Source organism: Streptomyces sp. WMMC1477 (assembly GCF_027460245.1).
Lineage (GTDB): Bacteria > Actinomycetota > Actinomycetes > Streptomycetales > Streptomycetaceae > Streptomyces.
This window is the reverse complement of the sequence record NZ_JAPZBD010000003.1, coordinates 3,000,237-3,015,000: the sequence shown is the minus strand read 5'-3', so window position 1 is coordinate 3,015,000 and position 14,764 is coordinate 3,000,237. Positions and strand designations below refer to the sequence as shown.

General features: G+C 74.7%; 14 protein-coding genes and 1 pseudogene (1 of these 15 running past the window's edge). 7 read left to right on the top strand and 8 right to left on the bottom strand.

What is annotated here, in order from left to right; translation table 11 throughout:
* The 3 genes from O7609_RS13895 to O7609_RS13885 all read right to left on the bottom strand — a co-directional run.
* Positions 1 to 53, bottom strand: partial view of an ABC transporter permease gene (locus O7609_RS13895; RefSeq protein ID WP_269743644.1) — the beginning only. The gene continues 721 nt to the left of window position 1, outside the view; 53 of the gene's 774 nt are visible here — the first part of the coding sequence; it begins with the start codon at positions 51 to 53; its stop codon lies beyond the left edge, outside the window.
* Entirely contained in the window at positions 50 to 799 is a 750-nt protein-coding gene (locus O7609_RS13890; RefSeq protein WP_269736627.1) for an ABC transporter ATP-binding protein, read from the bottom strand. The genes O7609_RS13895 and O7609_RS13890 overlap by 4 nt, the downstream gene beginning before the upstream one ends.
* Positions 800 to 863: 64 nt before the next feature.
* Entirely contained in the window at positions 864 to 1,478 is a 615-nt protein-coding gene (locus tag O7609_RS13885; RefSeq protein WP_443072118.1) for a hypothetical protein, read from the bottom strand.
* A gap of 294 nt (positions 1,479 to 1,772) precedes the next feature.
* On the opposite strand from O7609_RS13885, the gene O7609_RS13880 reads away from it, so the two are divergent.
* From O7609_RS13880 to O7609_RS13870, 3 genes are all read left to right on the top strand, one after another.
* Positions 1,773 to 2,888: a FecCD family ABC transporter permease gene (locus O7609_RS13880; RefSeq protein ID WP_269736628.1), complete on the top strand. Its 1,116-nt coding sequence runs from the start codon at positions 1,773 to 1,775 to the stop codon at positions 2,886 to 2,888.
* On the top strand, positions 2,888 to 3,676 hold the full coding sequence (locus O7609_RS13875; protein WP_269736629.1) for an ABC transporter ATP-binding protein: 789 nt from the start codon (positions 2,888 to 2,890) through the stop codon (positions 3,674 to 3,676). The genes O7609_RS13880 and O7609_RS13875 overlap by 1 nt, the downstream gene beginning before the upstream one ends.
* Positions 3,677 to 3,755: 79 nt before the next feature.
* Positions 3,756 to 4,775: an ABC transporter substrate-binding protein gene (locus tag O7609_RS13870; protein WP_269743643.1), complete on the top strand. Its 1,020-nt coding sequence runs from the start codon at positions 3,756 to 3,758 to the stop codon at positions 4,773 to 4,775.
* 77 nt (positions 4,776 to 4,852) lie between these two features.
* Here the strand turns inward: O7609_RS13870 and ygfZ are convergent, their stop codons facing one another.
* The 3 genes from ygfZ to dtd are packed head-to-tail and all read right to left on the bottom strand — an operon-like array spanning position 4,853 to position 6,748.
* A complete protein-coding gene (ygfZ, locus tag O7609_RS13865) occupies positions 4,853 to 5,827 on the bottom strand; it encodes a CAF17-like 4Fe-4S cluster assembly/insertion protein YgfZ (RefSeq protein ID WP_269736631.1) in 975 nt (324 codons plus the stop codon).
* Between the two features lie 9 nt (positions 5,828 to 5,836).
* A complete protein-coding gene (locus O7609_RS13860; protein ID WP_269736632.1) occupies positions 5,837 to 6,274 on the bottom strand; it encodes a Fur family transcriptional regulator in 438 nt (145 codons plus the stop codon).
* Positions 6,275 to 6,322: 48 nt separating this feature from the next.
* Positions 6,323 to 6,748, bottom strand: a complete 426-nt coding sequence (gene dtd / locus O7609_RS13855; RefSeq protein WP_269736633.1) for a D-aminoacyl-tRNA deacylase — start codon at positions 6,746 to 6,748, stop codon at positions 6,323 to 6,325.
* 118 nt (positions 6,749 to 6,866) lie between these two features.
* On the opposite strand from dtd, the gene O7609_RS13850 reads away from it, so the two are divergent.
* The 3 genes from O7609_RS13850 to O7609_RS13840 all read left to right on the top strand — a co-directional run bounded on the left by O7609_RS13850 (position 6,867) and on the right by O7609_RS13840 (position 9,162).
* Positions 6,867 to 7,598, top strand: coding sequence for an RsiG family protein (locus O7609_RS13850; protein WP_269743642.1), 732 nt, complete (start codon positions 6,867 to 6,869; stop codon positions 7,596 to 7,598).
* 51 nt (positions 7,599 to 7,649) lie between these two features.
* Positions 7,650 to 8,696, top strand: a complete 1,047-nt coding sequence (locus O7609_RS13845; RefSeq protein WP_269743641.1) for an asparaginase — start codon at positions 7,650 to 7,652, stop codon at positions 8,694 to 8,696.
* 67 nt (positions 8,697 to 8,763) lie between these two features.
* The gene (locus O7609_RS13840) at positions 8,764 to 9,162 is read left to right on the top strand and encodes an ankyrin repeat domain-containing protein (protein ID WP_269736636.1); all 399 of its coding nucleotides are present in this window, start codon (positions 8,764 to 8,766) and stop codon (positions 9,160 to 9,162) included.
* Position 9,163: 1 nt separating this feature from the next.
* Here O7609_RS13840 and O7609_RS13835 read toward each other — a convergent pair.
* A pseudogene (locus O7609_RS13835) lies at positions 9,164 to 10,808 on the bottom strand (MFS transporter).
* Positions 10,809 to 10,954: 146 nt separating this feature from the next.
* On the opposite strand from O7609_RS13835, the gene O7609_RS13825 reads away from it, so the two are divergent.
* Positions 10,955 to 11,512 carry an SRPBCC family protein gene (locus tag O7609_RS13825; protein ID WP_269736638.1) on the top strand — a complete coding sequence of 186 codons (558 nt, stop codon included), beginning with the start codon at positions 10,955 to 10,957 and terminating at the stop codon, positions 11,510 to 11,512.
* A 49-nt stretch (positions 11,513 to 11,561) separates the two neighbouring features.
* Here the strand turns inward: O7609_RS13825 and O7609_RS13820 are convergent, their stop codons facing one another.
* Positions 11,562 to 14,747 (bottom strand): alpha-N-acetylglucosaminidase, encoded by a 3,186-nt coding sequence (locus O7609_RS13820; RefSeq protein ID WP_269743639.1) that lies wholly within the window; start codon positions 14,745 to 14,747, stop codon positions 11,562 to 11,564.
* Positions 14,748 to 14,764 lie beyond the last annotated feature (17 nt).

Below are 14,764 nucleotides of genomic sequence, written 5' to 3'. Positions count from 1 at the left end.
ACGCGGGACGGCGAGAGCGGCGGGGTGGAGGCGGGTGCGGTGCTCTGCGTCATGGGGTGCTCCCGGATTCGACGAGGTGGAGGAAGGCGTCCTCGACGGTCGCGGTGCCGGTGCGGGAACGGAGGGCGTCGGGGGCACCCTCGGCGAGGAGGCGGCCTTCGCGGAGGAGGAGCAGCCGGTCGCAGCGGTCGGCCTCGTCCATGACGTGCGAGGAGACGAGGAGGGTGGTGCCGGTGCGGGCGGCGAGGCGGTGGAAGAGGTCCCACAGGTCGCGGCGGAGGACAGGGTCGAGGCCGACGGTGGGTTCGTCCAGGACGAGGAGCTCCGGCCGGCCGAGGAAGGCGACGGCCAGGGAGACGCGGGAGAGCTGGCCGCTGGAGAGGGTGGCGGTGACGTCGTCGGCGTGGTCGGTGAGGTCGACGTCGGTGAGTGCGTGGTCGACGACGCGGGCGCGCTCGGTGCGGGGGATGCCGAGGACGGCGGAGAAGTAGTCGAGGTTCTGGCGCGGGGTGAGGTCGGTGTAGACGGCCGGGGCCTGGGTGACGTAGCCGACGCGGTGCCGCAGGGCGCGGTGGCCCGCGGGTCGGCCGAGGACGTCGAGGGTGCCGGTGATCCGGGCCTGGGTGCCGACGATGGCTCGCATGAGGGTGGACTTGCCGGAGCCGGAGGGGCCGAGGAGCCCGGTGACGCTGGCGGGCTCCACGTCGAAGTCGAGGCCGTCGAGGACGGTGCGTGCTCCCCGACGGACCCGGAGGCCGCGGGCGTGTACGGCGCCGGGCGGGGCGGCGGGCTCGGTCATGCGGTGAACGTGCGCCGGGCGGGGCGGGTGCGTCAAGCGCGCAACGCCGGAGGGCGGGCCCGGGTCAGCGCTTGCGCCCCCTGCGGTCACGACGTGCCGCGGGATTGCCGGTGCGGGCGCCGCGTCGGCGTTGGTACCGGGAGACGGCCTGCTCGTACTCCGTGCGGTGGAGGCGCTCACCGGGGGCTTCGACGAGGCTGCGGACGCCGTAGGCGAGGAGCACGCCGAGGAAGCCGATGAGCTTGATGCCCTGGCTGCCGGGCGCGGCGGAGCCGGTGGTGCCCGGGTCGCGGTCCTCGGGGCGCTCGGGACGACGGGTGTAGCCGGCCCAGGTGCGGGAGAAGGCGAGGGAGCTGCACATCGCGAACGCGACGATGAGGAGGATGTTGATCAGGCCGCCGGTCTCGGCGAGGGCGAGCCCCTCGTGGGCCAGGCGCAGGACGAGGACGCCGAGGGCGGCCGCGGCGAAGGCGCCGAGGGCGAGCCCGGCGCGGCGTGCGGCGTAGCCGCCGGAGTGGTCCACCCAGCTGGTGCCGTAGAAGCGGATGGGCTCGGGCGCGGGGCCGGACCGCTCACCGGAGCCGGACCGCTCACCGGCGTCACGGTCGCTGCCGGGACCACGGCCGGGCCCACGGCCGCGGTCGCGGGGCGTCGGGGGTTCGTTTCGTGCCTCTTCCACGTCGGTGATTATCGCTACCGCCTCTCCACGGCATGTGCTGGAGGCGGTACTCTGCGGAACGCCTCCGCGGGGGAAGCCGGTCGAAGTCCGGCGCTGACCCGCAACGGTAGACGGAGCCGCCCGCGGCCCCGTGAGCCCGATCACCCGTGGTGGCGCGATGTTCCTGTTCAACTCGTCGTGGACTGCGAGAGGGAAGCCGCGCGGTGGCGCCGCGTGCGGGGTCCGGCCCGGCACGGCGGCTCCTCGGGCCGCTTGTTTCCAACGCTCACGGCCCGAGGCGAAGGTGATGCGCCCGTGGCCACAGAAGTCGTACGCCCTACCGACGCGGCCCCGGCCGCACCTCCGGCGGGGGAGGCGGGCCGGCCCCGCGCTTCCCGTCGGCTTCCCCTTCTGCCCCTGGTGTGCGGGCTGTCGCTCGCGCTGCTCGTGTCGGTCCCCGCCGCGGTGGGCATGGGCGCCTCGGGGGTGCCGTTCGGGGAGGCGATGGGGTTCCTGCGAGCGGGGCTGACGGGCGGCGTGGTCGCCGCGGACGACGTCTCGGCCTACACGATCGTGTGGGAGCTGCGGCTTCCCCGCTCCCTGCTGGCCGCGGTGGTCGGTGCGGGACTCGCGGCGGTGGGCGTCGCGTTGCAGGCCATGGTGCGCAACGCGCTCGCGGACCCGTTCGTCCTGGGAGTCTCCTCGGGTGCGGCGGTGGGCGCCAACGCGGTGATCATCTTCGGTGCGTTCGGGATGCTGGGCGTGTGGGCGCTGTCCGGTGCGGCGTTCGTGTCGGCGCTGGGCGCGATGGCGCTGGTGTACATGGTGGCGCGGAGCGCGCAGGGGCTGACGCCGCTGCGGCTGATCCTCACGGGCACGGCGATGTACTACGGATTCTCCTCGATCACCACGCTGATGGTGTTCGCCGCGGAGCGCGGTGAGGCGGCCCGCTCGGCGATGATGTGGCTGATGGGCAGCCTGGGCGGGGCGACGTGGCAGTCGGTGCCGATCGCGGCCGGAGCGGTGTTCGCGGGGCTGGCGTATCTGGCGCTGTCGGCGCGGCGGCTGAACGCGCTGGCGATGGGGGACGAGACGGCCGCGGCGCTGGGCCTGGACGCCGAGCGGTTCCGCCGTGAGCTGTTCCTGCTGACGGCGCTGGTGACGGGCGCGCTGGTCGCCGTCAGCGGGACGATCGGCTTCGTCGGGCTGATGGTGCCGCACGCGGCGCGGATGCTGGTGGGCGCCGATCACCGGCGGCTGCTGGCGGTGGCTCCGCCGGCGGGTGCGCTGCTGCTGGTGTGGGTGGACGTGGCGTCCCGGACGGTGATGGCTCCGGTGGAGCTGCCGGTCGGGGTGCTGACCGCGGTGATCGGGGTGCCGTCGTTCCTGCTGCTGATGCGGCGCCGTGGCTACACGTTCGGAGCCGCCTGATGCGTGTCGACGTCGAAGACCTGAGCGTGGAGATCGCCGGGGCCACGCTGGTGCGGGACGTGACCGTGCGGGCCGGAAGCGGGCGGCTGGTGGGGCTCGTCGGGCCCAACGGCAGCGGGAAGTCGACGCTGCTGCGGTGCGTCTACCGGGCGCTGCGGCCGACGGCCGGGACGGTGCGGCTGGACGGCGACGACCTGCACGCCATGACGCCCCGCGAGGGCGCGCGCCGGCTGGCGGCGCTGCCCCAGGAGGTGGTGACCGAGTTCGCGTTCACCGTGGCCGAGGTGGTGGCGATGGGCCGGCTGCCGCACCAGAGCGCGGCGGCTCGGACCTCGGCCTCGGACCGGGAGCAGTGTGCCCTCGCGCTGAAGCGGGTGGGCGCGGAGCATCTGGTCGACCGGACCTTCCAGACGCTCTCCGGGGGCGAGAAGCAGCGGGTGCTGATCGCCCGGGCGCTGGCCCAGGAGCCGCGGGTGCTGGTGCTGGACGAGCCGACGAACCACCTGGACATCGCGCAGCAGTTGGAGGTGCTGTCCCTGGTGCGCGACCGGGCGGCCGGGGACACCGCCGACGGCATGACGGTGCTGACGGCGCTGCACGACCTGAACCTGGCCGCCGCGTACTGCGACGAGCTGTACGTCATCGCCCGGGGCGCGATCGTGGCGTCCGGCCCGCCCGGCGAGGTGCTGGGCGAGGAACTGCTCGCCGACGTCTTCGGGGTGCGGGCGCACCGCGTGACGCATCCCGGGTCCGGCTCGGTGCGGCTGCTGTTCGACCGGCTGCCCTGAGCCGCCGCGCTCCCACACCCCACGGTTCTGGCGACCGTCCCCGACTCTCCCTCAACCGCTTCCGTTCCTAGGAGTTCCCGTGCGTCATCCCCTGCGTTCCGTGCTGCCCGCCGTCTCGGCCCTGTGCGCCCTCTCCCTCGTCACCGGCTGTGGGGCGGAGGTCGAGCGGAGGGACGGCAAGGCGGCCGAGGCCGACGGCCATTACCCGGTCACCATCACCAACTGCGGGGAGGAGCAGACGTTCGCGTCGGCCCCGGAGCGGGTGGTCACCAACGACGTCGGCATCACCGAGATCATGTTCTCCCTGGGACTGACGGAGCACATGGCCGGGTACGTCATGCCGGACCGGCACGGCGAGACGGCGGACGTGCCCTGGGCCGACGGCTACGAGAAGACCGAGTGGCTGAGCAAGGGGTACATCACCAAGGAGATCGCCGTCGAGGCCAAGGCGGACCTGGTGTTCGCCGGCTGGAACTACGGGTTCAACGAGGCCGAGGGCTTCACCCCGGCCACGCTGGAGAAGCTGGACATCGGCTCCTACCTCCTCACCGAGTCCTGCCGCAACGGCGAGGGCAAGGCGCGCGGCGTCATGTCGCCGCTCGACGCGCTCTACACGGACCTGCGGAACCTGGGCAGGGTCTTCGACGTCGAGGACCGGGCGGAGAAGATGATCAGCGACTTCCGGCGACGGATCGAGGCCGTGCAGGAGAAGGCGCCCGAGGGCGAGGACCGGCCGCGGGTCTTCCTGTACGACGCCGGGCAGGACAAGCCGTTGACGTCCGGCCGCTTCGCGGGCCCGCACGACATCATCACCAAGGCCGGCGGCGACCACGTCATGAAGGACCTGGAGGACTCCTGGGTGACGGTGGGCTGGGAGACCGTCGTCGAGCACGACCCGGAGATCATCGTCATCAACGACTACGGGGACGTGACGGCGGAGCAGAAGGAGAAGTTCCTGAAGTCCTTCGCCCCGCTGAAGAACGTCTCGGCGATCAGGAACGACCGGATCGTGGTGCTGGACTACGTGGACCTGGTGGAGAGCCCGCGCAACGTGGCGGCCGTCGAGACGCTCGGTGAGTACATCCGCGAACACGGCTGACGCGCGCAGCACCGCGCCCGGGGGCCGAGGGCCCTCCGGGCGCGGACTCCGCGCCCACGGCGGGGCGCGGAGCCGGCTCAGGGCTCGACGACGACCTCCTGGGCGGCGGCCGTCCCGGCGCCCGCGAGCAGCTCGGCGTCGACGGGGACGTTGCGCTTGACCAGGGCCAGGGCGATCGGGCCCAGTTCGTGGTGGCGGGCGGAGCTGGTGACGAAGCCGACCTGGCGGCTCTCGGCGCCGTCGGCGGCGAGCCGCACCGGCTCCCCGTGCCCGGGGATGTGGACCTCGCTGCCGTCCAGGTGCAGGAAGACCAGGCGGCGGGGCGGGCGGCCCAGGTTGTGCACGCGCGCCACCGTCTCCTGACCCCGGTAGCAGCCCTTCTGCAGGTGGACGGCCGAACCGAGCCAGCCCAGCTCGTGCGGGATGGTGCGGTGGTCGGTCTCCATACCGTGCCGGGGCCGGTGCGCCTCGATGCGCAGCGCCTCGTGGGCGAGCACGCCGATGGCGGGCCCGTGCTCCTCGGCGAAGGCGGTGAGCTGCTCGCGCGGCAGGAAGAGGTCCCGCCCGTGCGGGGTCTCGCGGACGACGACGCCCTCGGGCGTCTGCGCGATCGAGCCCGCGGGCAGGTGCACGACGGCGAACTCGCCGGTGCGGTCGGCGACCTCCACCCGGTAGAAGAACTTCATCGACTCCAGGTACGCGATCAGCGCGCCCTGGGCGCCCGGCTCGGTGTGCGCCCAGACCGTCTCGCCGTCGTCGACGAGGTAGAGCGCGTGCTCGATGTGCCCGTGCGCGGAGAGGATCAGGGCCTCGGTGGCCTGGTGCGGGGGCAGCTCGCTGACGTGCTGGGTCAGCAGCAGGTGCAGCCAGCTCAGCCGGTCGGTGCCGGAGACCGTCACCACCCCGCGGTGCGAGAGGTCCACGAATCCGACGCCGTCCGCCAACTGGCGCTGCTCCCGGAACAGGTCGCCGTAGTGGGCTGCGACACCTTCGTCCGGCTCTTCACCGGCCACGGCGCCGGGCAGGGACAGCAGAGGGCTCACGTAGGACATACGCCAAGCCTACGGCGCCTCGTTCTCCTGTGACCGACCGCACTCCGCGCAGCGGCCGAAGATCGCGAAGTGCTTCATGTCGGTGTCGAAGCCGAAGCGCTCGCGCAGCTCGCCGGTGAACCCGGCGGCCATCGCGACGTCCACCTCGATCACCGCCGTGCAGTCCCGGCAGACGAGGTGCATGTGGTGGTGGCGGTCGGCCAGGTGGTACGTGGGCGCGCCGTGGCCCAGGTGGGCGTGGCTGACCAGGCCCAGCTCCTCCAGCAGCTCCAGGGTCCGGTAGACGGTGGAGATGTTGACGCCGTGGGCGGTCTTGCGGACCTCGGTGAGGATGTCGTCGGGAGTGGCGTGCTCCAGCTTGTCGACGGCCTCCAGCACGAGCTGGCGCTGCGGGGTCAGCCGGTAGCCCCGTGCGCGCAGGTCCGTCTGCCAGTCACTGCTCACCACGGCCCCAGTGTATGGGTGCCGCCGGGGCCCCGGCGGGCGTGCGGGCGCTCACACCTCCAGGAGCACGGTGAACGGGCCGTCGTTGAGGAGCTCGACCTTCATGTCGGCCCCGAAGCTGCCCTCCGCCACCGTCGCGCCCAGCTCACGCAGGGCCGCGCACACCTCGTCCACCAGCGGCTCGGCCACCGGGCCGGGCGCCGCCGCCTGCCACGTCGGACGGCGGCCCTTGCGCGCGTCCCCGTACAGGGTGAACTGGCTGATCACCAGCAGCGGCGCGCCCAGGTCCGAGCAGGACTTCTCCCCGGAGAGGACGCGCAGCCCCCACAGCTTGCGGGCGAGCTGCGCCGCCTGCCGCGATGTGTCGTCATGGGTGACGCCGACGAGCACGCACAGCCCCTCGCCCACGATCTCCCCGACCGTCTCCCCGTCCACCGCCACCCGGGCGCCGTTCACCCTCTGAACTACTGCTCGCATACGGCCATCATGCGCCGGATGGGTGGCAAGGCGCTGCGCGCGGTACGCACCAAGTGGCACCATGTGGGCACGAACCGGTGCACAACGCCACGAGTGGGCCGGGGACAAGGGGACGACGATGAGCACAGCCGCAGCCGGCCGCACCCCCGCGGGCGCTCCCACGACCGGGGCCGGCGGAGCGCCGCCGCGCCCGCCGCAGCAGCGCGGCCCGCTCGGCGCCGCGCGCGTCGGCGTCGACGGGCACGGGCCGGGCGACGGGCCGGACGACGGGCCGGACGACGGGCCGGGTCACGGGCGGGGTGACGCGACCACCGATGTCGAGCGGCTACCGCCTACCCCGCTGCCGCAGGCGCCGCAGGCGCCGGAGACGGCTGAGGCGGCGGAGATCGCGCGGCTCGACCTGCCGCGGCTGCGCACCCTGCGCCGCACCGCCCTGCGCGAGGAGGCCGACCTCAGCTTCGTGCGGCGGCTCCTCCAGGGCCGCATCGACATCCTCCGAGCGGAGCTGGCCGGACGCTCCGACACCGCGGAGCCGCTCGTGGAGCGGCTCGCGCAGATCCTCGCCGACGGCCCCTCCCGGCAGCGCTCGTCCCGGCACGTGACGGTCAGCACGCCGCGCGGCGAGGAGTACCGGGCGCTGGCGGAGTCGATGCTCGGGGAGATCGCTCTGTCCGACCTGTCGGCCCGCACGGAGGCCGAGCTGCGGGACGCGATGGGGCGGCTCGTGCGCTACGAGGCGGAGGTCTCCCAGCGCCGGCAGGGGGTGCAGCGCACCGCCGACGGCTGCAGCGCGGAAATCGCCCGCAGGTACCGTGAAGGCAGAGCACACGTCGACGACCTGCTCGCCTGAGGAAACACCTGGGGGCGGCGCGGTCGTCCCAGCAGCATCGAGGGGTCGTTGATGCCGTCCACGCCGCCGTCCAGCGCACCGTCACCCGTCACCGGAGCCATACCGGGCGCCTCGTCCGGCGCCGCACCCGGCGCCTCGTCCGGCGGGCCGACGGCGGCCGCGCCGCCCGTCCTCGCGGAGATCGTGCGCTCCGGGTTCGTCGAGGGACGGCACCGGGGCTCCCTCGTCGTCCTGGCGCCGGACGGTGCCGTCGAGTGGGCGCTCGGCGACGTCACCGCCCCCATGTTCCCGCGCTCCTCGAACAAGCCCTTCCAGGCCGTGGCCTGCCTGCGCGCGGGCGCCGAGCTGGACGGGGAACGGCTCGCCCTGGCCGCCGCCAGCCACTCCGGGGAACCGTTCCACCGCGAGCTGGCCGAGAAGGTCCTCACCGAGCACGGCTTCACCGAGGACGATCTGCGCTGCCCCGCCGACCTCCCTCTGGACCCGGCCGAGGCCGAGACCTACCTCGCCGCCGGACTCGGCCGCGCCCGGCTCACCATGAACTGTTCCGGCAAGCACGCCGCCATGCTGGCCGCCTGCCGGGCCGCCGGCTGGCCCACCGACTCCTACCTCGACCCCGGCCACCCGCTCCAGCGGCTCGCCGCCGAGGTCGTCGCCGAGGCGGCCGGGGAACCGGTGGCCGCCACCGGCGTCGACGGCTGCGGCGCGCCGCTGCTGGCCATCTCCCTCACCGGGCTCGCCCGGGGCTTCCGCTCCCTCGTCCTGGCCGAACCGGGCACCGCCGGACGCCGGGTGGCCGACGCGATGCGGGCCCACCCCGAGCACGTCGCGGGAACCCGCCGCCACGACACCTGGCTGATGCGCGAGGTGCCCGGGGCGCTGTCGAAGCTGGGCGCCGAGGCCGTCCAGGCGGTGGCGCTGCCGGACGGCCGCGCGCTGGCCTTCAAGCTGGACGACGGCGGTGTACGGGCCCTCGGCCCGGTGCTGGGCCGGGCCCTGGAGCGGCTCGGCGTGGACGACCCGGTGGTGGCGCGCATCGCGGAGCACCCGCTGCACGGCGGTGGCGTGCCCGTCGGCGCGGTCCGCGCCGTGTTCTGACCGCGAGGGCGGCCGTGCGTAGGGTGACGGGGAACGCAGCACGCGCCCCGCGCCCAGGAGGTTCGCCATGACGGAAGAGGCCGCGCACGACCCCGAGGTCCTGCAGCTCGCCGCGAAGGTCTTCGACCTGGCCCGGCGCGGCGAGACGGACACCCTCGCCGCCTACGTGGACGCGGGCGTCCCGCCGAACCTCACCAACGACAAGGGCGACTCGCTGGTCATGCTGGCCGCCTACCACGGGCACGTGGCCGCCGTCCGCGCCCTGCTGGAGCGGGGCGGGGACGGCGACAAGCCGAACGACCGGGGGCAGACGCCCCTGGCCGGCGCCGTGTTCAAGGGCGAGGACGACGTCGTCCGCGCCCTCCTGGACGGCGGCGCCGACCCGGCCGCGGGGACGCCCAGCGCGATCGACACGGCCCGGATGTTCGGCAAGGAGGACCTGCTCAGGCTGTTCGGGGCCGCCTGAGCTAGACCGGCTCCGGGGCGGGGTCGGCGTGCGGCGCCGCGCCCGCCGCCGTCACGGGCCCGTTCGTCGTCGGGGCGTGGGGGTCGGCCGCTTCGGACCCGGCGCCCTCGCCGGGGCGCACCCCGCGCAGCATGACCGTCGTCACCACCGCGAGCGCGGCGACGACGACGGCGCTGACGACGGCCGTCGTCCGCAGCCCGGTGACGAACGCCTGACCGGCGGCGTCCATCACCGCCGCGCCGAGGTACGCGGGCAGCTCGGCCGCGGCACCGGCCGCGCCGCCGATCGTGTCGCCCGCGGTGTCCGCCGCAGCCGAGGGCAGGCCCTCGGGCAGCAGTTCCCCGACCCGGTCCCGGTAGACGGCCGTGCCGAGACTGCCCAGGACGGCGATGCCGAGCGCCATGCCCATCTCGGTCCCGGTCTCGGAGATCGCCGAGGCCGCGCCCGCCCGCTCGGGCGGCGCACCGGCGATGATCATGTCCGTCCCGAGCGCCATCATCGGGCCGAAGCCGAGGTGCAGGACGACGAGTGCCGTCACGGCGAGCCCCTTGCCGGACTCCGGCGTGATGCCCGCGAGCAGGGCGACGCCGAGCGCGGCGACCGCCAGCCCCCCGCCCATCAGGTAGGCGGCCGGTACGCGCTGGACGAGCGCCGGGGCCGCGAGGATGCCGATCATCCCGGCGGCGACGCCCGGCAGCGAGTACAGCCCGGCGGTGAACGGGGACATGCCCAGCACCATCTGGAGGTACTGGCCGACGAAGAACATCACGCCGCCCATCGCGAAGACGGACAGGGCGACCGTGCTCAGCGAGACCGTGAAGCCACGGCTGCGGAACAGCCGCAGGTCCAGGAAGGGCTCGGCCAGGGTGCGCTGGCGCCGCACGAACACGGCGCCGAGCAGGAGGCCGGTCAGGACGGCCAGCACCGGCACGAGTCCGGGGCCGTGCTCGGCGGTCTGCTTGATGCCGAAGACGACGGAGAGCACGGTGCCCAGCGAGAGCAGGGCGCTGAGGACGTCGATCCGACCGGCCGCGGGGTCGCGGAACTCCGGCAGCAGGAAGGGCCCGGCCACCAGCAGCAGGGCCATCACCGGCACGCCGAGCAGGAACACCGAGCAGGAACACCGAGCCCCACCAGAAGTGCTCCAGGAGCGCGCCGCCGACCAGCGGTCCGGCTCCGGCGCCCACCATGAAGCTGGACATCCACACGCTGATGGCCACGGTGCGCTGCCGCGGCTCGTGGAACATGTTGCGGATCAGGGACATCGTGGAGGGCATCAGCGTCGCGCCGGCCAGGCCGAGCACGGCGCGCGTCGCGATGAGCATGCCCGGGCTGCTCGACAGAGCGGCCAGGACGGAGGCGAGGCCGAAGGCCGCGGCGCCGGTCAGGAGCAGCCTTCGGCGCCCGATGCGGTCGCCCAGGGTGCCCATGACGAGGAGGAAGCCCGCGATGAGGAACCCGTAGATGTCGACGATCCACAACAGTTGGGAACTGCTGGGTCCGAGGTCGGCGCTGAGTTTCGGCACCGCGAGGTGGAGGACGGTCAGGTCGAGGGAGATGAGGAGCGTCGGCAGGGACAGAACGGCGAGACCGATCCACTCGCGTCGCCCGGCGACGCGTTCCCCCCGCGTCTCGTGGGATGTCATACCGCGAAACTAGAAGCTCAAGTGAAGTTGAAGTCAACTGCTTTTCCGGCGCCCGGAGCGCACGGGACGTGAGCCACCTCACCTCTCAACTCCCCTACCACTGAGGTAAGTTCGAGGAAACTCGAACTTCCGGTGAAGGAGCTCAGATGCGCTACGCGGACGGCCCGACGACGGGCGGCGAGGTCCGGATCGACGCCTCCCCCTCCACGGTGTGGGCCCTGGTGTCCGACATCGCGACCCCGGCCCGCTTCAGCCCCGAACTCCGGCGCGTCGAGTGGCTGGACGGGGCGCAGGGCCCCACCCCCGGTGCGGTGTTCGCCGGGTACAACGAGAACGAGCGGATGGGCGCCTGGCGGACGACGAGCCGCGTCGGCGAGGTCGCGGAGGAGCGCGCCTTCTCCTGGGACGTCGTCGACCTGGCCGGGACCTTCGGGCCGCCGAAGACGGCCGAGACCGCGGTGCCGCTGGCCACCTGGCGCTTCGACCTCACGGCGGCCGAGGGCGGCGGCACGGTGCTCGGCCACTCCGTGCGGATCGGCCCCGCGCCCTCGAGGATGACGTCCTACATCGAGGAGATGCCGGACCGGGAGGAGGAGATCATCGCCCACCGGCTGAAAGGCCTCCGCCAGGGCATCGAGGCCACCCTGGAGGGCATCAGGAAGCTCGCCGAGACGGACGGCGCCCGCCCCTCGGCGGACGCCTGACCCCGGACGCCTGACCCCTCCTCCACGCCCGCCGCCGGAGCCGCCGGGCTCAGCCCAGCGCCCAGTCGGCGAACTCCACGGTCGCCCGGCGTCGGGACGCGGCCGTCATGAACAGGCCCGCGTCCTGGCGCGGCGCGGCCCCGGGCACGTCCACCGAGGCGACGGTCCGCCACGTCGCGCCGTCGTCCGCGGAGAAGGCACCGGTGAACCGCGTCCCGGCGCGCGAGAGGCGCAGCCGCACCGGGGCCCGCGCCCCCGTGAGGCGCCGGTAGCGGCCGAACCGGCCGTCCCCGTCGGCGTCCCAGGACAGGACGACGCCGTTGCCCGGGGTGACGGCGAGGTTCACCGCTCCCCGGCCGCCCGCCTCGCCCAGCCGGTTCCGGACGAGGACGCCCGCTCGGGCCCACGGCCCGGTGTCCGGCTGCGCGGTGACCGTCACGGCCGCTGACCCGCCGTCCGCCAACGCGGCCGGGCGGTACAGGGCGCCGAACTCCTCGGTGCGGCCCCACAGGTCCGCCCCGGCGCCGTCCACGGCGTACCGCTCGTCCAGCTGCCCGAAGACGGCGCCGTTCGTGCTGTGGGTGCGCCACGCTCCGTCCAGCGGACCGGCCACGAAGAGCGTGCCGCCCGCCGTCGAGCGCACCCGGGGCTCGCCCCGCGGCCCGTAGGCGGCGCTCACCTCGTACGGCACCGGCTCCAGTGGGTGCCGCGGGCCGCCCTCGGGCGCGGTGACGCGCCACCGGGCCCGGACCCGTCCACCCGGCGGCACCCGCGGCCAGGCCGTGCCCTCTCCCGGCCCGGCCTCCGCCGGGCCCTCCAGGGCGAGGTCGACGGCGCCGGTGGCGCGCAGCCCGTTCTCGTTGCGGAACTCGGCTGTGAGCACGGCGCTTTCGCCGGGCCCCAGCGTCCCGGGCTCGGCCTGTACGGCGAGGCTGCCCTGGTACGGGGCCCGGGACAGCACCCGGAGGGCGCGCCCGGCGGTCCGGTGGGCGTCGTGGACGGCCCGCTGCGGGTAGGTGTCCCGGCGCCGCGTCCACGCCTCCTCGCGGGCGTACCAGTCGATCTCCCGCGGCGGCCGGCCGGCGGCGAGCGCGTCCTCCAGCTCGTCCAGGTAGGCCCGCCAGCGGGGCAGCTGGTGGTCGGCGATGAGGCCGTGCCAGTCGCGGTTGGCGTAGTCGGCGAGCCGTCCGCCGTCCGCCGTCCCGCGCTCCGCCCACGTGGTGAGCAGCACCCGCGCGGTGCGTTCGAGCCGCGCCCGCTCGGCCTCGTCCCCGCCCGCGCGCCGGGCGTCCGCGAGCCAGGGGCCCAGGAGGAAGCGGGAATGGGACCCGGCGATGTCGTCGGCCAGCCGCATCAGTTCCAGCCACAGCCGGGCGAGCCGTCCGAACGCCGCGCGGTCGGCCTCCTCGTACGCCCGCTCCAGCTGGCCGATGAGCAGCCACGACCGGTTGGCCACGGCCTGCCGGGCCAGGTCGGTCACGTCGTGCCGGTAGGCGTCGCTCCCGCGCAGCGGCTCCGCGACGTCCAGCAGCGCGGCGAACGCGGCGTCGAAGGCGGGCGGGTCGAACGCCGGGGTGTGCGTGGCGTAGTGGGTGCCGGAGCGGGCGGACAGGCTGGGCCGGGCCGCGAAGACGCTGTCGTGCGGGCGGCCGTCGGCCGAGCCGATCCGGTACGCCGTCTCCCGCAGGACGCCGAACGCCTTTGCCGCCGCCCGGTCCACCGCGCCGTAGCGGAACGCGGCGTACCCGGTGAACCAGGCCGCCCGGTCCACCGCCTCCCGCCGCCAGGCCAGCTCGCTGAACAGCTCGAAAGCGGCCGGGTCCCGCTCGGCCGCCTCCGGCATGAACGCGGTGCCGCGCAGCGCGCTGCCCGGCCGGTCCCGCCAACGGGTGAAGCGCTCCGTCCACCGGTGCGCCTTGGCGCCCAGCGTCGTCCGGCCGCCGAAGTTGGGGATCGTGCCGAACGCGTACGGCACCCCGCCCCAGTCCGCCTCGCGGTCCGTGACCGCGTCCAGGTCGGACAGCCCGTCCACGACGAGCATGCGCTCCGGGTGGGCCAGCCCGTCCAGCAGCTCCCGGCGCGGGTTCTCCCGCCAGCCGAGGATCACCCACGTCGCGCCGGGCCGGGCCGCCCCGAGGGCCCGCTCCACCGCGCGGGCCGCCTCCGGCACCGGGACGTCGCCCGGGTCCCCGCCCTCGTGCAGCAGGTCCATCTTGACGAGCCCGCCCTCGCCCTCGGGCACGCCGAACAGCTCCCGCTGGTGGGCGTAGAACGCGGCGGCCACCTCGCGGAAGACTTCGGTGCGCGGGTCGAGCCAGTCCGGCCGGGGCAGCCCCGCCCAGGTGCCCTGCGGCACCGTGCGGGCGCCGGGGTTCCGCTCGGCGAACCCACACGGCACGGTCCCGAAGTAGCCGGGCAGCACGGGGGACATGCCCAGCTCCCGCAGCCGCCCGGTGATGCGGCGTCCCAGCTCCGTGCGCCGGGCCAGCAGCCCCGGGCTCACCGGGCCGCCGAACGACGCCATGTTCTGCAGCAGCCACCACGGCTGGTGGGACGGGGCCGGCAGCCAGGCCCGCGCCTCGGCGTCGTCGTACCCGAAGTCGAGCAGCAGCCGGTGGTAGACGGCCTCCGCGCCCGGGGTGACCAGCACCTCGTTGACGCCGTGCAGCGCCAGCAGGTCGATGAGCCGATCCCAGCGCGCCCAGTCGGCGTAGGGCCCGGTGTAGCCGTCGTGCGTGTCGTTGAGCGCGAAGCGGTGCGGCACGGTGGCCCGGCGCTCCTCCGCCGTGCGCGGCGCGGGCAGCCGCTCCGGCAGGTCCACCTGCGAACCGGCCCAGCTCAGATGCGCCGCGCAGGTGTACTTCAGATACCAGTGCACGCCCGTGAGCAGTACCGCCGGGCTCGTGCCGCCGACCTCCACCGCCCCGGCGCGCCCACCCAGGGTGAACCGCTCCGGGCCGTCGAGCGGGCTGAGCGCGAACTGCTCCGCGTGCTCCGGCAGCAGCCGCTCCAGGGCGGCCCGCGCCGCCGCGAGCCCGGCCCCGCCCATGCCGGGGCCCGGCTCCCCGCCGGTTCCGCCGTGCGGCTCCCCGCCGCCGTGTGGCGGGGTGCGTCCGTACGTGCTGCCCGTCAAGGCCACTCCCGCGCCCAGTGCCCCGGCCGTGCCCAGCAGAGCCCGCCGGGTGGGTGCGCCCGGCCCGCTCGCCTCGCCCGGCCCGTTTCGTCGGCTCACCATGCTCCCCACGTTGTGCG

Excerpts from the sequence above, each read along its gene's own strand:
- O7609_RS13845 (WP_269743641.1), top strand. The coding sequence starts at position 7,650 with ATGCCGTCCACGCCGCCGTCCAGCGCACCGTCACCCGTCACCGGAGCC.
- O7609_RS13825 (WP_269736638.1), top strand. The coding sequence starts at position 10,955 with ATGCGCTACGCGGACGGCCCGACGACGGGCGGCGAGGTCCGGATCGAC.
- O7609_RS13840 (WP_269736636.1), top strand. The coding sequence starts at position 8,764 with ATGACGGAAGAGGCCGCGCACGACCCCGAGGTCCTGCAGCTCGCCGCG.
- dtd (WP_269736633.1), bottom strand. The coding sequence starts at position 6,748 with ATGCGAGCAGTAGTTCAGAGGGTGAACGGCGCCCGGGTGGCGGTGGAC.
- O7609_RS13890 (WP_269736627.1), bottom strand. The coding sequence starts at position 799 with ATGACCGAGCCCGCCGCCCCGCCCGGCGCCGTACACGCCCGCGGCCTC.
- ygfZ (WP_269736631.1), bottom strand. The coding sequence starts at position 5,827 with ATGTCCTACGTGAGCCCTCTGCTGTCCCTGCCCGGCGCCGTGGCCGGT.
- O7609_RS13850 (WP_269743642.1), top strand. The coding sequence starts at position 6,867 with ATGAGCACAGCCGCAGCCGGCCGCACCCCCGCGGGCGCTCCCACGACC.
- O7609_RS13875 (WP_269736629.1), top strand. The coding sequence starts at position 2,888 with ATGCGTGTCGACGTCGAAGACCTGAGCGTGGAGATCGCCGGGGCCACG.
- O7609_RS13820 (WP_269743639.1), bottom strand. The coding sequence starts at position 14,747 with ATGGTGAGCCGACGAAACGGGCCGGGCGAGGCGAGCGGGCCGGGCGCA.